At 73.2% G+C, this 15,102-nt stretch carries 16 protein-coding genes; 9 read left to right on the top strand and 7 right to left on the bottom strand.

Annotated features, from left to right (window positions below):
* Positions 1–20: 20 nt before the first annotated feature.
* The gene (locus AB8735_RS05080; RefSeq protein WP_372405632.1) at positions 21–1,187 is read right to left on the bottom strand and encodes an alanine--glyoxylate aminotransferase family protein; all 1,167 of its coding nucleotides are present in this window, start codon (positions 1,185–1,187) and stop codon (positions 21–23) included.
* 97 nt (positions 1,188–1,284) lie between these two features.
* Between AB8735_RS05080 and AB8735_RS05075 the strand changes: the two genes are divergently transcribed.
* Both AB8735_RS05075 and AB8735_RS05070 read left to right on the top strand, forming a co-directional pair.
* The gene (locus tag AB8735_RS05075; protein WP_372405631.1) at positions 1,285–2,028 is read left to right on the top strand and encodes an IclR family transcriptional regulator; all 744 of its coding nucleotides are present in this window, start codon (positions 1,285–1,287) and stop codon (positions 2,026–2,028) included.
* A 162-nt stretch (positions 2,029–2,190) separates the two neighbouring features.
* On the top strand, positions 2,191–3,831 hold the full coding sequence (locus AB8735_RS05070) for an L-lactate permease (protein WP_372405630.1): 1,641 nt from the start codon (positions 2,191–2,193) through the stop codon (positions 3,829–3,831).
* Positions 3,832–3,935: 104 nt separating this feature from the next.
* On the opposite strand, the gene AB8735_RS05065 is transcribed toward AB8735_RS05070, so the two are convergent.
* Positions 3,936–4,337, bottom strand: a complete 402-nt coding sequence (locus tag AB8735_RS05065; RefSeq protein ID WP_372405628.1) for a hypothetical protein — start codon at positions 4,335–4,337, stop codon at positions 3,936–3,938.
* A 506-nt stretch (positions 4,338–4,843) separates the two neighbouring features.
* Between AB8735_RS05065 and AB8735_RS05060 the strand changes: the two genes are divergently transcribed.
* The 3 genes from AB8735_RS05060 to AB8735_RS05050 all read left to right on the top strand — a co-directional run bounded on the left by AB8735_RS05060 (position 4,844) and on the right by AB8735_RS05050 (position 6,439).
* On the top strand, positions 4,844–5,290 hold the full coding sequence (locus AB8735_RS05060) for a hypothetical protein (RefSeq protein ID WP_372405627.1): 447 nt from the start codon (positions 4,844–4,846) through the stop codon (positions 5,288–5,290).
* Between the two features lie 69 nt (positions 5,291–5,359).
* Complete coding sequence (locus AB8735_RS05055; RefSeq protein WP_372405625.1) at positions 5,360–5,923, top strand: hypothetical protein; 564 nt, start codon at positions 5,360–5,362, stop codon at positions 5,921–5,923.
* A 165-nt stretch (positions 5,924–6,088) separates the two neighbouring features.
* Positions 6,089–6,439, top strand: coding sequence for an SH3 domain-containing protein (locus tag AB8735_RS05050; RefSeq protein WP_372405624.1), 351 nt, complete (start codon positions 6,089–6,091; stop codon positions 6,437–6,439).
* Positions 6,440–6,512: 73 nt separating this feature from the next.
* Here AB8735_RS05050 and AB8735_RS05045 read toward each other — a convergent pair whose 3' ends face one another.
* From AB8735_RS05045 to AB8735_RS05025, 5 genes are all read right to left on the bottom strand, one after another.
* Entirely contained in the window at positions 6,513–7,037 is a 525-nt protein-coding gene (locus AB8735_RS05045; protein WP_372405622.1) for a GNAT family N-acetyltransferase, read from the bottom strand.
* A 35-nt stretch (positions 7,038–7,072) separates the two neighbouring features.
* Positions 7,073–8,377: a serine hydrolase domain-containing protein gene (locus AB8735_RS05040; RefSeq protein ID WP_372405620.1), complete on the bottom strand. Its 1,305-nt coding sequence runs from the start codon at positions 8,375–8,377 to the stop codon at positions 7,073–7,075.
* 23 nt (positions 8,378–8,400) lie between these two features.
* Positions 8,401–9,312 (bottom strand): HEXXH motif-containing putative peptide modification protein, encoded by a 912-nt coding sequence (locus tag AB8735_RS05035; RefSeq protein WP_344021730.1) that lies wholly within the window; start codon positions 9,310–9,312, stop codon positions 8,401–8,403.
* 100 nt (positions 9,313–9,412) lie between these two features.
* The gene (locus tag AB8735_RS05030; protein ID WP_344021727.1) at positions 9,413–9,559 is read right to left on the bottom strand and encodes a hypothetical protein; all 147 of its coding nucleotides are present in this window, start codon (positions 9,557–9,559) and stop codon (positions 9,413–9,415) included.
* Positions 9,560–9,719: 160 nt separating this feature from the next.
* The gene (locus AB8735_RS05025; protein WP_372405619.1) at positions 9,720–11,603 is read right to left on the bottom strand and encodes a radical SAM protein; all 1,884 of its coding nucleotides are present in this window, start codon (positions 11,601–11,603) and stop codon (positions 9,720–9,722) included.
* Between the two features lie 392 nt (positions 11,604–11,995).
* Between AB8735_RS05025 and AB8735_RS05020 the strand changes: the two genes are divergently transcribed.
* Genes AB8735_RS05020 through AB8735_RS05005 form a run of 4 tightly spaced genes read left to right on the top strand, consistent with a single transcriptional unit; the run spans position 11,996 to position 15,039 of the window.
* Entirely contained in the window at positions 11,996–12,691 is a 696-nt protein-coding gene (locus AB8735_RS05020) for a TylF/MycF/NovP-related O-methyltransferase (protein WP_372405617.1), read from the top strand.
* Between the two features lie 35 nt (positions 12,692–12,726).
* Positions 12,727–13,398 carry a phytanoyl-CoA dioxygenase family protein gene (locus AB8735_RS05015; RefSeq protein ID WP_372405616.1) on the top strand — a complete coding sequence of 224 codons (672 nt, stop codon included), beginning with the start codon at positions 12,727–12,729 and terminating at the stop codon, positions 13,396–13,398.
* Between the two features lie 28 nt (positions 13,399–13,426).
* Positions 13,427–14,281 (top strand): hypothetical protein, encoded by an 855-nt coding sequence (locus AB8735_RS05010; RefSeq protein ID WP_372405614.1) that lies wholly within the window; start codon positions 13,427–13,429, stop codon positions 14,279–14,281.
* A gap of 26 nt (positions 14,282–14,307) precedes the next feature.
* A complete protein-coding gene (locus tag AB8735_RS05005; RefSeq protein ID WP_344021717.1) occupies positions 14,308–15,039 on the top strand; it encodes a deoxynucleoside kinase in 732 nt (243 codons plus the stop codon).
* Positions 15,040–15,102 lie beyond the last annotated feature (63 nt).

Genomic DNA, 15,102 nt, shown 5'->3' with positions numbered 1-15,102 from the left:
CTTCAGGGGGGTGCGTCCCTTCAGGGGGCGCGGAGCAGGTCGAGGGCGGCGTCGAGGCCGCGCGGGTCCACGGGGACGCCGGTGAGCTGCAGTCCCATCTGCACCCCGGCGAGGGTGCCCGCGAGGGTCAGGTCGCCGAGCCGGCCGAGGTGGCCGATGCGCAGGACGCGTCCGGCGAGCCGGCCCAGGCCCGCGCCCAGGGACATCCCGAAGCGGTCCAGGACGACGGCGCGTACGTGGTCGGCGTCGTGGCCGTCGGGCAGGACGACGGCGGTGAGCGTGGCGGAGTGCTCGCGTTCGTCGGCGCACAGCACCTCGAGTCCCCAGCCGCGTACGGCGGCCCGGGTGGCGGCGCCGTGCCGGGCGTGCCGGGCGAAGACCTGCGGCAGGCCCTCGGCGTACAGCAGGCGCAGGGCCTCCTCCAGCCCGTGGAGGAGATTGGTGGCGGGGGTGCTGGGGAAGCGGCCCTGCCGGTTGGCCTCGATGACGGGCCGCCAGTCCCAGTAGGACCGGGGCAGCCGGGCGGTGCGCGCGGCGTCGAGCGCCTTGGGGCCGACGGCGTTGAAGCCGAGCCCGGGCGGGAGCATCAGGCCCTTCTGCGAGCCGGCGACCGTGACGTCGACGCCCCAGGCGTCGTGCCGGTAGTCGATCGAGGCGAGCGAGGAGACGGTGTCGACGAGCAGCAGGGCCGGGTGGCCGGCGGCGTCCATGGCCCGGCGGATCTCGGGGACGCGGCTGGTGACCCCGGTGGAGGTCTCGTTGTGCACGACGCACACCGCTTTGACCAAATGGCGGCTGTCGGCGGCGAGTTCGTGGTGCACGGCGTCCGGGTCGGCGCCGTGCCGCCAGTCGCCGGGCAGGAAGAGGACGTCGAGGCCGAGGGAGCGGGCCATCTCCTGCCAGAGAGTGGCGAAGTGGCCGGTCTCGCAGAAGAGCACCCGGTCGCCCGGGCTGAGGGTGTTGACCAGGGCGGCCTCCCAGGCGCCGGTGCCGGAGGCGGGGTGGATCACCACGGGGCCCTCGGTGCCGAACACCGGCTTGAGGGCGTCCAGCAACCGCAGGGTGAGCGCGGCGAACTCGGGCCCCCGGTGGTCGGTCGTCGGAGCCGCGATGGCGCGCAGCACCCGGTCGGGGACGTTGGTGGGGCCGGGGATCTGGAGGAAGTGCTGTCCGATGCGGGAGGCCATGGGCGTCAACTCCCAGGGGATTGTGCCGTGTTACGGCACGCCGTACCGTGATGAGGCATGCCGGAGCGTAGGCCCGGCCGGCGGAAGGAGTCAACGGATGCAGAACGTCCTCAACGCGCTCCGGACCCTGGAGGAGGTCGCCGCCCGCCGGCCCGTCGGCGTCGCGGAACTGGCCAGGGCGCTGGGTCTGCCGAAGAGTTCGGTGCAGCGGGCCCTGCTGACCCTGCACGAGGCGGGCTGGATCCGGCCCACCGGCGAACCGGTCACCCGCTGGGTCCCGACCACCAAGGCGCTGCGGGTCGGCCGGAGCGCCACCGGCGAACTCGGGCTGCGGGACGTCGCCGTCCCGGTGCTGGAGGAGCTGCGGCGGCGCACCGACGAGACGGTCCACCTGACCGTGCCGGAGGGCGGCAGGGTCGTGCTGATCGAACGGCTGGAGACGTCCCGGCCCGTGCGCATCGTCCTGCCCCTGGGGCAGAACCTGCCGCTGCACGCCTCCTCCAACGGCAAGGCCGTCCTCGCCGCGAGCCCGCCGGAGGCCGTCGAGCGCTACCTCGCCGACGGCCTGCCCCGCTACACCGACACCACGATCACCGACCCGGAACGGCTGCGGGCGGAACTGGCCGTCATCCGGGCGCGGGGCTACGCGACCAACGGCGGCGAGTGGCGGTCGGACGTCTCGGCGGTCGCGGCGGCGGTCGTCGGCGGGGCCGGGCTGCCGGTGGCCGGCATCAGCGTCAACGTCCCCACGAGCCGGATGACCGAGACCTCGCGGACGGCCTTCGGCGCGCTGGTCGTGGAGGCGGCGAAGGCGCTGGGCGCCGCGCTGGAGGGCTGTTGAGGGACGGCGCGTCGAAGGGGCGGTGGAGTGAAGGACGGTGCGGAGCGGGGCTCTTGACGCCGGGGCACCGGCGACCCATGCTGCCGACTACCGACACCCCGCTTCCGTATGGCGGAACTCTCCGGTCGCGCACGCCCATTCAGTCCCGCCCGCCTCCTCGGCATGCCCGGGAGCCGGAGAAAGCGAGACGCATCCGTGTTCCGACAAGTCCCCGACCCCCTCGGGCATCCGGCCCTCACCGCGCTCCTCGCCGCTCTCCCCCTGCTCGTGCTCCTCACCCTGCTCGGCGTCCTGCGCACGGCCTCGCACCGCGCCGCGCTCGGCGGCCTCGCCACGGCCGCGCTGATCGCCGCGACCGTCTACCGCATGCCGCCGTCCCAGATCGCCGACGGCGCGGCCGAAGGAGCCGCCTTCGGCCTCTTCCCCATCGTCTGGATCGTCCTCAACGCCGTCTGGATCAACCGGCTGCAGCACGTCGGGGGCCACTTCGACGTCGTCGGCCGGACCTTCTCCGCGCTCTCCGGCGACCTGCGCGTCCAGGCGATCCTCATCGCCTACTGCTTCGGCGCCATGGTCGAATCCCTCTCCGGCTTCGGAACGCCGATCGCCGTCACCTCCCTGCTGCTGCTCGCCCTCGGCCTCGGGCCGCTCAAGGCCGCGGCGGTCGCCACCTTCGCCAACACCGCGCCCGCGGCCTTCGGTTCGGTCGGCAATCCGATCCAGGCCCTGGCCAAGGTGACCGCGTACCCCGCGCACGACCTCGGCGCCATGGTCGGCCGGCAGTCCGCCGTCATCGCCGCGCTCGTACCGTTCGTCCTGCTCCTCATGCTCGACGGCCGCCGGGGGCTCAAGGAGGCGTGGCCCGCGGCACTGGCCGCCGGGGCGGGCTTCGGCGCGGGACAGTTCCTGTGCTCGAACTACTTCGCCTACCAACTGACCGACACCGTCGCCGCGTTGCTCTCGACGGCCGCGGTGGTCGCCCTCCTGCGGGTCTGGACACCACGGCACCGCCGCTCCGCCCCGTCGGCCGCCGCGGAGCAGGAGCGCCCCGACCCGCTCCCCGAGGTCGTCCGGGCCTTCTCCCCGTACGCGCTCCTCATCGCCCTGTTCGCCCTGACCTCGTCCCACGGACCCGTCCGGCGCTTCGTCGACTCCCAGGACATCACCTTCTCCTGGCCCGGCCTCGGGGTCCTGGACGCCGACGGCCGCCCGGCCAAGGTCACCGTCTTCGACTTCGGCTGGCTCGGCGCCTCGGGCACCCTGCTGCTGATCGCCGGCGTCCTCACCGCCGTCGTCCTGCGCGTACCGGCCCGCAGGGCCGTGCGCTGCTACGCGCAGACCCTGTGCCGACTGCGCCGGGCCGCGCTCACCGTCGCGTGCGTCCTCGCCCTGTCCTACGTCATGAACCTCTCCGGCATGGCCGTCTCCCTGGGCACCTGGCTGGCCGGCCTCGGCAGCGCGTTCGCCCTGCTCTCCGGCTTCCTCGGCTGGTTCGGCGTCGCTCTGACCGGCTCGGACACCTCCTCCAACGCCCTCTTCGGCGCCATGCAGATCTCCGCCGCCCGGCAGGCGGGCCTGTCCCCCCTGCTCATGGCCGCCACCAACAGCAGCGGCGGCGTCCAGGGCAAGGCGGCCGCCCTGCAGAACCTGGTGATCGCCGCCGGCGCGCTGGGCATCTCCGGGCGCGAGGGCGAGATCCTCCGCCGGGTGATCGGCTGGAGCCTGGGCGTGCTGGCCGTGCTGTGCCTGCTCGCGTGGCTGCAGTCGACGCCGGTCCTGGGGTGGACGGTGCCGGGCGGGTGAGCGGCCGGAGGGCCGGGGCCGCACCGCTTCGAGGAGCCCGGGACGCATCCGCGCGACGGCACCCGGGACATGTCCGGGAGCCGCCGCGCGGCAGTTCACGTCACTTACTCGTGGTGGTCGCCGTCCTCCCCGTGCCCGTGCCCGTGCTCGTGGCGGTCCTGGTCCTCGCCCTGGCCGTGGTGGCGGTCGCGGTCGTCGCCCCTGCCGTGGCCGTGGTCACAGTTCTCGCCCCGGCCGTGGTGGTGGTCGCCGTCCCAACGCCCGTGGCCGTGGTCGCAGTCGTCGCCCCGGCCGCGGTCGTCGTGCCGCCCGTGGTCGTCCTGCCGCTGGTGGTCGCCGTCGCGGTCGTGGTCGCACGGGGGCGTGACCGCGGTGTTGCCGAACCGGGCGTCGGCGGAGGTGGAATCGGCGGCCGAAGCGGCTCCCGCTCCCGTCATGAAGAGTGCTGCCGCGAACGGAACAGCAGCCATGAGCGTGAGGGTGCGGGCCTTGCGGGTGCTTGCCATACCAGTCCCTTCGAAAGACCGGATCCGTACGGATGACGGTCCGGTCCGACTTCGGTGTTCTCGTCGGCCCCAGTTGACACCCCTGCCGTCCGGCGAACCCGTGAGGCCACGCGGACCTTCATTCTCAAGAGTGTACAAACCGATCTAAAATCGCTCACCGATCCATCTGGAGTGCGGCCTCAAGTGCTGTGCGGCGCAGGGTGAGTTGACGAGTGCGCCGGAGTCGACGGGCCGTTTTGCGTCAGCCGCGGAAGCGTATGAGGAAACGTTCCGGTCGGTGTTTCCTGCGGATTCCGGTCAACGACCCCGTGGGGGCCGGCATGTTTTCGGCCGGATGCGCCGACCCGTCTGTCGGGCTGATGAAGTGCAGCTGAACTTTTGGGAGTTGCGGCGGTGTACGCCGTACGAGGATGCGGCGGCGATCCCAACTGGCCTGATACGTCATGGTGATGCTCCGCGCCGGGGCATAGGTTCGCCCGGTGTTCCCCGCCTTCCGGAGGTGCGCCATGAGAAAGTACATCCTCACCGGCACGATCGCCGCTGCCTGTCTGTTCATACCGTTCCAGGCGGCACAGGCCGCCGCACCGTCGGCCCCGGCGCCGCAGGCGGCGTCCGCCCTGTGGGACAAGTGCGAGGCCGCGCTCGACTCGCCGCACGAGTCGCACACCAACCCGGACGTCATCAACGTCCACGCCGACCTCAAGGGCTGCAAGCAGAAGATGCCGGAGTACTCGATCTCCGTCACCCTCTACAAGGAAGGCACCCAGGTCGCGCACAACAGCGGCTCCGGCAAGAACAAGTTCAAGGCACGGGTCGTGGCCAACTGGCCCCCTCCGAAGGGGGAGTGCCACGCCTACTCGGCCAGGGCGACCTTTACGATCAAGGCCGGGGGGAAGTCGCACACCACCACCCTGGAGAACCACAGCCAGGGCAAGATCTGCATCAAGAAGTAGGCGTCCGCCGTGGCCGGTCCGGCCATCGCGGCCCGCCGGCCACGCTCCTCCAGCACCGAGGCGGACACCATGAACGGGTACACCCTCTTCCTCGCGGTCACCGACCGGACCGGTCTCACCGAGCCGGCCTTCGCCCTCACCGCGCTCGCCGTGGAAACCGGACGCCTGGAGGAGGCCGAGGAACGCGCGGCGGCGGCGCTCGCGGGACTCGCGCCCGACGCGGCCTGGCCCGGCCTGGATCCGTCCGTACGGCGCGAGGTCGTCACCCGGGTGCGCTCGGTGCCGCACTACGCGGTCGACCACACCGAGCACGACCGCGCACCGGCGCGGTCCGCCTCCCCCCTGGCCGACTGCCTGCGCAGTCTGGCCGAGGGCGGCTCCTTCGCCGTGGTCGCCGCACAGCCGTACACCGTGTACGTCACCGGCGGGCACCCCGTCGGCGACGCGGCGACGGCCCCCTTCCTCGCCGCCGCCCGGGCCGTGCACCCCGACGCCGAAGCCCGCTTCCCCGCGCTCGCCCGCCTCACCACCCTCCTCGCCTCGGCGGCCGCACCCTCGGTCGACGCCGCCGTCCCCGACGAGGAGGACCTGTACGACGCGTTCGACCGGTACACCCTGGGCGGCCTGGCCTGACCCCGCCGTTCCGCTTCCCCTCGCCCTTGGCGGCCGATGTGTCGGCGATCTCCGGTTCGCCCGTAATGCGACCGGGGCCCTCCGGCGGAGCGCCGCCGGGCGGCATTTAAGGTGATCGCGCGGCGTCCCGCCGCACCCCCCACGAGAACCATCAACGGAGGAACCGTGCGACGCATATCCCTCGCACTCACCACCGCCGCCCTCATCGGCAGCACCGCCGCCCTGGCCGTCCCGGCCCAGGCGGCCACCGCGCCCGCCGCCCCTCGCGCCGCCGCCAAGGCGTGCCACGAGGACAACGCCATGATCTACACCAACGGCACCCGGCTGCGCGCCAAGGCGAGCACGTCCGGCGCGGTCAAGGGCCAGCTGTACTTCGGGGACCCGATCCGCATCCTGAAGAAGTCCGGCAGTTGGGACTACGTCCAGCTGAAGGCCAGGAGCAAGGGCGGGCTGTCCAAGGGCGCCCGGGGCTGGGTGGCCCACAAGAACATCATCCCGCCCTTCTGCGGGTTCTGAGCCGGTGACCGCACGGCGGCGCCTCCGCGGAGGCGCCGCCGTGAGCGTCAACGCCCCTGCCCGGCCCCGTGGTTCAGGACGTGGTGCGGGCCGCGCGGCGGAGGCGGGCGCGGGCCGGGTCCCGCGCGGGGTGGCCGGCCGGGGGAGCGGGCCGGTCGGGGTTGGAGCGTACGAACAGGGTCACGGTGACGCCCTCGGTGAATCCGTTGCGGCGCATCATGGCCGCCGACGCCTTGTTGTCGGACTCCACGTCGGTGATGATGCGCGAGGCGCCCGCCGCGAAGAGGGCGGCGCAGCACCGCTCGACGAGCCCGCTCGCGATGCCCTTGCCGCGGGCCCGCTCGTCGAGGGCGATCCACTCCAGATAGCCCCAGTCCTCGCGCTCGTCGTAGGAGAGCGAACCGAGGACGAATCCGAGCAGTCCCTCTTCGTCCATGGCGACCCAGCAGGCCTCCGGTTGTGCGTCCCAGTGCACCGCGACGGTGGACAGCGACCATGAGGTGTAGGGCATCGCGTCGACGTCGTAGGCGCGGTAGCCGAGGTTGAGGACGCTCTCCAGATGGGACAGTTGCATGGGGACGATCTCGACATGATCCATGGATGAATCCTGACATAAGGGGAGACCGCGCATTCTCAGCCGGTGGTGCGGCGGTAGCGGAGGTCCGGGGCGCGGTCGAGGTGCAGGGTGAAGCGCTCGACGCCGGTGTGCGGGGACGCCGCCGTGCCGGGGAGGACGAGGCGCAGCCCGTCCCCGCGGAAGTCGACGGGCCCCGTCGGCACGAGGGGCGAGCAGGTGCCGCGGCGCCACAGGTGGAGGGACCCGCCGGCCGTGGAGAGCCGCAGGGTGCCGGGGACGTCCTCGCACGCGTAGGTGCCCAGGACGGTGTGGTCCGCCTCCCGGCACCGGTCCGGGGCGGAAGTCCGCGGTGCCCGGGACCGGTCGAGGGCGTCGTCGACGATCCGGGGGAGCAGGTCGCGCACGTCGCCGGGGGCCGGGCGCCTGAGCGCCGTGGCGACCCCGTCCGCCACCCGGTCGGCGTGGACGGACGCGTGGTTGCTGAGGCAGATCACCCGCAGGCCGCTCCGGAAGAGCAGGGCGGCGGCGGAGAAGCCCTGTTCGTGCCCGTAGTGGAAGACGGATTCGTCGCCCGGCCTGCGCCCGTCGCCGTACAGCCCCGGCCCGTAGAGGTACGGGGCGTGGTCGCCGGCGCAGTACGGGATCTCGTCCTCGTGGACGAGGCGCTGCGCCGCCGGCCAGGACGTCCACAGGTGGGTCAGCCAGCGGGCCAGGTCCGTGGCCGAGCACCAGAGGGATCCGGGGCCGGGCAGGGCCACCGGGCGCTGGCACCGCATCCACCCGTGTGCCGTGGGCGCGTAACTGCTCGCCGCCCCGGGCAGCACTTCGCGCGGGTCGGACACGAAGCGGGCCGACGCCATGCCGAGCGGCCCGAACACCCAGTGCGCGGCGAGGTCCTGGAGCTCCGTGCCGTGGACGGTGCGCAGGATCGCGGCGAGGAGCAGGTAGCCGGTGTTGCTGTAGAGGAAGGTGCCGGGTTCCGTGCAGCGGCGGGACTGGCGGTAGGCGAGCTGCAGCAGGTCGTCGGCCGTGTAGTGGTCGAGGTCGCGGAAACCGGCCAGGGACAGCAGTGATTCGGCGTCGCGCACGCCCCCCTGGTGCCGGACGAGGTCCTCGACGGTGACCGAGGGGAGCCGGAAGCGGGGCAGGAAGGCGGACACGGGCCGGTCCAGGCGGAGGAGCTTCCGCCGGGCCGAGAGGAGGACCAGGTGGGCGGTGAACTGCTTGCCGACGGAGCCGGTGTCGAAGACCGTCGTGGCGTCGACGGCCGAGGGCTGCTCCAGGGCGGCCGTACCGGTGTGGACGTGCGCGTCGGGCATCCCGGGCCGCTGCACGAGGAGGGCGACGCCCGGCCGTGCCATCGGACGTGAGGAAGGGTGGGAGGTCACAGGGCGAGGGCCTCCCGGTGCACGGTGCGCAGCCGGTCCCGCAGCCCCGCGTCGGGGACCAGGGACAGCGCCGCGGCGTGGTCGGACGCGGTGGGGGCCAGCAGTTCGCGCTGCTCGTCGAGGTAGGCCCGCAGGAAGCGCCGGACGTCGCCGGAGCAACGGTCCAGCACCGCGGCCGTGTAGAGCATCATGAGCGGGAACGACCAGCAGGCGTGCAGGAATCCGTAGGCGGGCCTCGGGGCGCGTTTCCACGGCGAGGGGAAGCGCACCTCGTCGTCGATCTTCGCGTGGACCGCGGCGAGCGCGTCGTTGAGCCAGCTGTGCCCGGCCTCGTGGACCAGATCCCGCGCCAGTACGGCGGGTTCGTCGGTGTAGTCGCAGAAGACGGTTCCGGGGAGCCGGGTGATGGACCAGCTGTCCAGGGTCTCGCCGAGCCGCTTGCGCCGCAGCAGGCAGAGGACGACGGCGTGGTCGGTCACGAGCCGGCCCAGACCCTCGTCGGCGCCGGCGGCGAAGGCGGCCGCCGCGGCCGTGAGTTCGCGCTCCGCGGCCGGTGCCGGGCGGGTGCCGGGCCCCAGGACGTAGTACGGGGTCTCGGACACCGGTGAGCGGACGAGTCCGCCGGTGCCGGGGGCGAGGACGACCGGGAGGCGGCCGTCCGCCGGGGCGCCCAGGTCCGCGGCGCCGGCGTCCGGATGCGTGCGGTACCACGTGAACGTCTCCGCGTCCCCCGCCCGGGCGGCCGCCTCGGCGCCCTCGAAGACGTGGTGGGACAGGGCGTACTGCCGGGCACCGTCCCCCGGGGGCGGGGGCGCGCCGGGGGAGACGAGCTCGCCCATCCGGCGGGTGCGTTCACGGTGCAGCGTACGGAGGGGCGCGAAGTCGAGGACGGGGCACAGGGGTTGCACGGGGGACCTCCGCGGCAGGCCGGGACCGGGCCGCGGTGCGATCCGGCCCCGGGGTGTACTGGGTGACCCGGGCGTGCCGGGTGCTCGGGTCGGTCCTCGGTCAGTCCTCGGTCCGGGACTCGTCGGCGCTCGGCCAGCCCTCGGCGGAGACGCTGGAGGTGTGGGCGGTGCTGCGTACGGTCTCGTCGTCCGCCCGGAGTTCGTCGACGGCGGACAGGAAGTCCGCGAAGCGGTCGTTGGTGCTCATATCCGTGCCCTTCCAGGTGAGTGCGGGTGTGCGGGGGACGCCCCTCCCGGCCCGTGCCGTGGGGCCGCGGCGGGGCGCGCGGTGCCCCCGGGAGGCGCCCGGGGCAGTCGTGCGCTGTCCGGCGGGCGTCCGGCGGCGGGGCGCGGCGGGTCCGGCGGCGTCATGGCAGGGCCGCCGCCGTCGGCGCGTCGGCGGGGACGGGACAGGCGCAGACGGTGTCCCCGGCGGGGTCCTCGGCGGCGAGGGCGTCGGTCAACAGGGCGGTGGCGGCGTCGAGTTCCGCGAAGAACTCCTGGACCGGCCGCCCGGGCGCGGGGCGCAGGACGAGGTCGAGCACCGGTGTCGTGCGCCCGCTCGTGCGGCAGAGCAGGTCGGACCGGCCGGCCTCCGCGGTGACCGCCGGGGGGAGCAGCGGGGAGACCGCGTGGAGCGCGCGGCACAGCGCGGCGGCGACGGCGGCGTACTCGTCCCTGTTCCGCGGCAGCAGGCCGACGCGGCGGGGAACGGGGTCGAGAGCGGTCCCCCGGTACTCGTGCCCCTGGCAGCTGTCGTAGGTCACGCATCCCCACTGCCGGGTGCAGACGGCGACGAGGGGGCGGACCCCGGGCTCGATGGCCCGGTCCCACTGGGGGTGCCGGGGGTCGAGGTCGTCGGCCTCGTGGGTCCCGGGGAGTCCGGCCGTGTTGATGTTGCCGTGGGCGCTGGTGCGCAGCCGGACCGGGGGCCGGGGCGCGTGCGGGTCGTGCCAGCGGGCGAGGAACCCCCCGACATCGGCCATGGAGTTGGGGTCGCGGGGGCGCCACCGCAGGGTGCGGCACCAGGCCCCCCGGGGCGCGGAGGGCTGGGCGAGCAGGGCGGCGATGCCGTCGACGAGGCGCATGCGGTGGTCGCAGTAGGCGTCCTGCTCGCCGGCGAGGTCGTGGCGCCACCGGGTGGCCACGCAGCCGCCGCCGCACGTGTCCCGGTAGTCGCAGGTCGTGCAGCGCTCCATCAGGGATCTGCCCTGGGAGAGGAGGCGGTTGGAGTGCTGGGCCGCGGCCACGGCCGTCTGGTCCGCGGTGCGGTCGAGCTGTGTCAACCGGGCCTGCGGCCAGGGGAGTTCGTCGCAGCTGCCGAAGCGGCCGTCGGGGTAGAGGGTGAAGACGTGGTCGCACTTCATGTCGGAGAAGTGGCAGAAAGCGGTGTCCAGGCCCCTGATCCGGCGGATCGTCGAGACGGCCGGTTCGAGCTTCATCCGGGAGAAGTGCCCGGCGGAGATCCAGTGCGCGGTGGTGGCCAGGACGAAGTCCGCGTAGTCGGACGGGTGGACGGCCCAGCTCGGGGCCCGGTCCTCGGCGACGCCGGCCCGTTGGAGTCGTCGGCTGACGGTGGCGCGGCGTCCCGTGGAGGCGGTGGCGCGCCGGACGCCCGCGTCGAAGCAGGGGACGAAGCTGACGGCGTCGACCGAGCCGAAGCCGGCGATGTGGTCGAGCACGGCCTCGGCCCTGCCCAGCACGGCCGGGGTGACGGCGGCGATGACCCCCGCCCGCCGGCCGCGTGTGGCCAGGAGCCGCAGGGCCGCCGCCACGCGGGGGTAGACGGGCTTGCCGTCGTAGCCCACCCGCCAGGCGTTGCCCCGGGCGTCCCCGTCCAGCGAGATGCCGATCCGGAGGTCCGGGCAGTGCGCGTCGAAGAGGTCGAGCCACGCGGCGTCCAGCAGCACGCCGTTGGTCTGCAGGGTCACCCGGCGGACCGAGGGCTGGCGGGCGAGCTCCGCCAGGATCTCCGCCATCCGCTCCCTGCCCACGGTGAGCGGCTCCCCGCCGTGCAGCTCCACGGCCAGCGGCCGGCCGTGGAAGATCCTCGCGAGATCGCGCACCTGGCCCGGCCCTATGCGGGCCCCGCCGGGGGCCTCCTTGCGCTTCTCGTAGCAGTAGAGGCAGTCGATGTCGCAGGTCTCGCCCCGCAGCTTCATGATCACCGAGACGGCGTGCCGGGTGTCGCCCGGATCGAGACTCCGGTACATGTGGTCGAACTTCTCTCCGTGAGCGGCGCTGCGGCTCATCGGCTCGCCTCCCTGCGGCCTCGGAAATCCCTGATGTTCCGGACTCGGAAAGGGGCGTGAACAACCTCGTGGGGCGATCCTTCCTGGTGCGTGGGGGGAATGGGATCGCGAAAGGCGAACTGTCGTGAGAGCGACAGCCGGTGAAGGAGTCCGGCGCTCCGGCGGAGGGGTCCGCGTGGTGATGCCGGACAGGGGTGGCGAAAATTAATGTATGCCGCACTTAGACATGCGGCCAGGCATTCTTTCGGCCGAAGACGGTGCCAGGTCGTCCGGATTCCTGCAGCTCGCACCGGAGGGACCATGGCGGGAACGAGCCGTGGCACTCCGCTTCGGCCCCGCTGCCGAGGGGAAGGTTTCCCAGGACGGAACAGCGCATGTGCGAGGGGAGCACCATGCCGCAATTGGCCGCCTCCAACGCGGTGATGTACGAACTCGCCGCGGAGAACCCCGATATGACGGACCTCGACCGGCTCACGAATCTCTACTGGTCCCTCTGCTCCGTCCTGAGAGCCGGAACACCGGGAGATGTCGTCGAACTGGGCTGCAACGCGGGACGCACCAGCGTGCTGCTGGAGATGGTCCTGGAGGCCGAAGTGTCCGAAGCATCCGAAGAGGCCGGGGAGACCGACCGCTCCCTGCATCTGTACGACTCGTTCGACGGCCTCCCCGCCCCCTCGGCGGCGGACCGCTACCTCAAACAGGGGGACTGCAAGGCGACGGAGGCGGACGTCCTCGCGGCCTTCGCGCGCCGGGGCCTCCGGCGGCCCGAGATCCACGCCGGATGGTTCGAGGACTCCCTGCCGCGGCACCTCCCCGACCGTGTGGCCTTCGCCTATCTCGACGGGGACTTCTACGCGTCCATCCTCACCAGTCTGACCCACGTCTGGCCCCGGCTGTCCCCCGGCGGCTCCGTCATCGTGGACGACTACTGCGACCGGCGGCTCAGCCCCCGGGCCTGGGACGGCCTGCCCGGGGTGAAGAAGGCCTGCGACGCGTTCTTCGCCGACGTCCCGGCCCGGCGCCGGGTGCTCGTCGGCGCGGGGGACCTGGCCTTCGCCGAGTTCCGCAAGCCGCCGGACGGCCGATGACCCGGGAACCGACGGACCGTCAGAAGGGACAACCCGTGCTGCTGCACGACTCCTTGAAGATCGGAAGCGTCGAGGGGCTCCTGCGCGCGGCGGAGATCGACCACCTGACCGCCCGCATCGCCGAGGAGCTGGGGGACGGGAACCGCTACAGCGTCGCCGGACGAACCCGCTCGGTGCACTCCGTCGCGGGCGAGGGCCTGGAGCGCGTCAAGGAGGTGTACGAACCGCGCGGCCGGGTCGAGTACGACGAACTCCCCGCCGACGTCACCGGGATGCTCGACGCGGCCGTCGCCCGCCGCATGGGCGACCTGCGCAGGACCTTCCCCAGCGCCCGGCGCTCCATGGACTGGCTGTACGTCGAGTACGGCCCCGGCCAGTACGTCACGCCGCACGTCGACTACCCGCACAACGAGATCGCCCCCGGCAGGCCCAAGGTCGCCGCCATCGGGATCGTCCTCCACGAGGCGGAATCCGGCGGCGAGTTCTACGTGGAGACCGGGGGAGGGGACGCGCTGTGGACCGAGGACGGCGGCATCAAGGAGAACGCCAACGTCCACAGCCCCTGGTTCGCCGGCATGCGGCGCACCCGGTGGCGCGTCACCTGCGCCGCGGGGGACGCGCTGTGCTGGGGGACCCAGCTCGTGCACGGCACCGAGCCGGTATCCGCCGGCCGGAACGGCAAGTTCATCGGGTTCCTCGGATCCTGACCCCCCACCCCCGGAGGTATGGACGCCCGTGCAGACCGCCTTCCCCTACCACCCCTCGCAGGACAGCCGCGGCGACCTGCTGACCGCACCCGTCCTGGAGCGCAACGCCCGCCGCTCCCGCGGGGTGTCCGGACGCATCACCTGGGCCCATGTCCTGTGGATCGAACCCGAGCTGGAACGCCGGTACGGAGGAGACCGCCACGACCCCGGCGTCAACCGCGAACGGGCCCTGCGCCTCTGCCCGTTGCCCCCCGGCGCACCGGTCCCGAGGCCGCTGGCACCGCTGGTGCCGGCCGCCTCGGCCCTGCCCGCCCGGGCGGCCGACGCGGTGGGCGCCGACCCGGAGGACGAGGCCTTCGAGCTCATCCGCCGGACCCACAGCGGATACCTGTGCGAGCTGGCCGTCGGCATCGTCCGCTCCGGCGCCCCGTACCATCCGGACCAGGGCAGCCGCACCCCGTTCACCGCGTTCCTCCCCGAGGACGGTGCGCCGGTGGGCCGGGCCGCCGCCCTGCTGGCGTCGACGGCTCGCGAACTCCTCTCCCAGTGGTACGACGCGCACCACCAGGCGGGGGAGTCCGCGAAGGCGTATCCGCTCCCCCCGCCGGCCTGGGCGCGCCAGATCTTCTCGCTCTCCGTCCGGTACGAGTTCTGCCGGAGGGTACGCGACGAACCCGGCCACGCCCCCGCCCGGAGGCACGAGGCCGGGGAACTGCTGGACGAGGCCGCCGGAGCCCTGCCGCCCCCCGCCGCGCTGCGGGACCGGCTGCCCGGCGGCGTCCAGGGATCCGTCGTCAACGAACTCCTCTCCCTGGCCTACCCGCTGTGGGACCGGGTGCGCTTCTGCCTCGACTCGCCCTTCGACGGGCTCGGTTCACTCTAAACGACACGTGCGAAAAGGAGACGGACGTGCGACCGGCACAGGACGACGACGGCACGACCCGCCCCGAACGCGCGCGCGGCCGCGCTCCGTTCGCCGGCCGGAGCGCCCCGGGGAGGTTCCCCTACATCGCCCTCGAAGGACTCAACGGGGCCGGCAAGTCGACCCTCAGGAACCGGCTCGAACAGTCCTTCTGGGCCATGGGCACGAACGTCTACACCATCGGCCAGCACTCCTGGCAGTCACCCGGTGCCGCCCGGATCATCCTCGACGTCAAGGAACGCCGCCGCGCCCACCCGCCCGAGCGCGTCCGCCTCGCCTTCCTCGACGACCGGAAGACGCAGAGCGAGCACATCCTCTCCCGCGTGCTGCGGGAGGTCCCCGTCATCGGCGACCGGTCCCTGGTCAGCGACATGGTCTACCTCCAGGTGCTGGACGGCATCCCCGCCGCCGGGACGTTCGCGCTCTACCGCCGGCACGGGGTCCGCCTGCCGGACCTGATCATCCATGTCGAGGTGCCGCCGGACACCGCGCTGGCCAACCTCGCCAAGCGCGACCGCCGGCGCAAACCCCACGAGAACCCGCGGCAGATGCGGGCCCTGGCGGACGCCTACGAGTCGGTGCTGTGGGGGAACACCGTGCCCGGCCTCCCGCCCGTCCTGCGTCACCGCCCCGCCATCGCGGACGACGGCACGTCGTACACCCGTCCGGCGGACGACATCACGAGCCGCGCGATCGCCGCGCTCGGGCTCGACTCCTGACCACCGGCGTAAGCTTCCCAGTCCGTCCGCGGACACGGACGTGACAGAAGGGAAGCGACGCGC

Origin of the sequence: Streptomyces luteireticuli, assembly GCF_041519305.1 — a bacterium.
In the GTDB taxonomy this organism is placed as follows: domain Bacteria; phylum Actinomycetota; class Actinomycetes; order Streptomycetales; family Streptomycetaceae; genus Streptomyces; species Streptomyces luteireticuli.
This window is presented reverse-complemented; position numbering and strand designations above follow the sequence as displayed.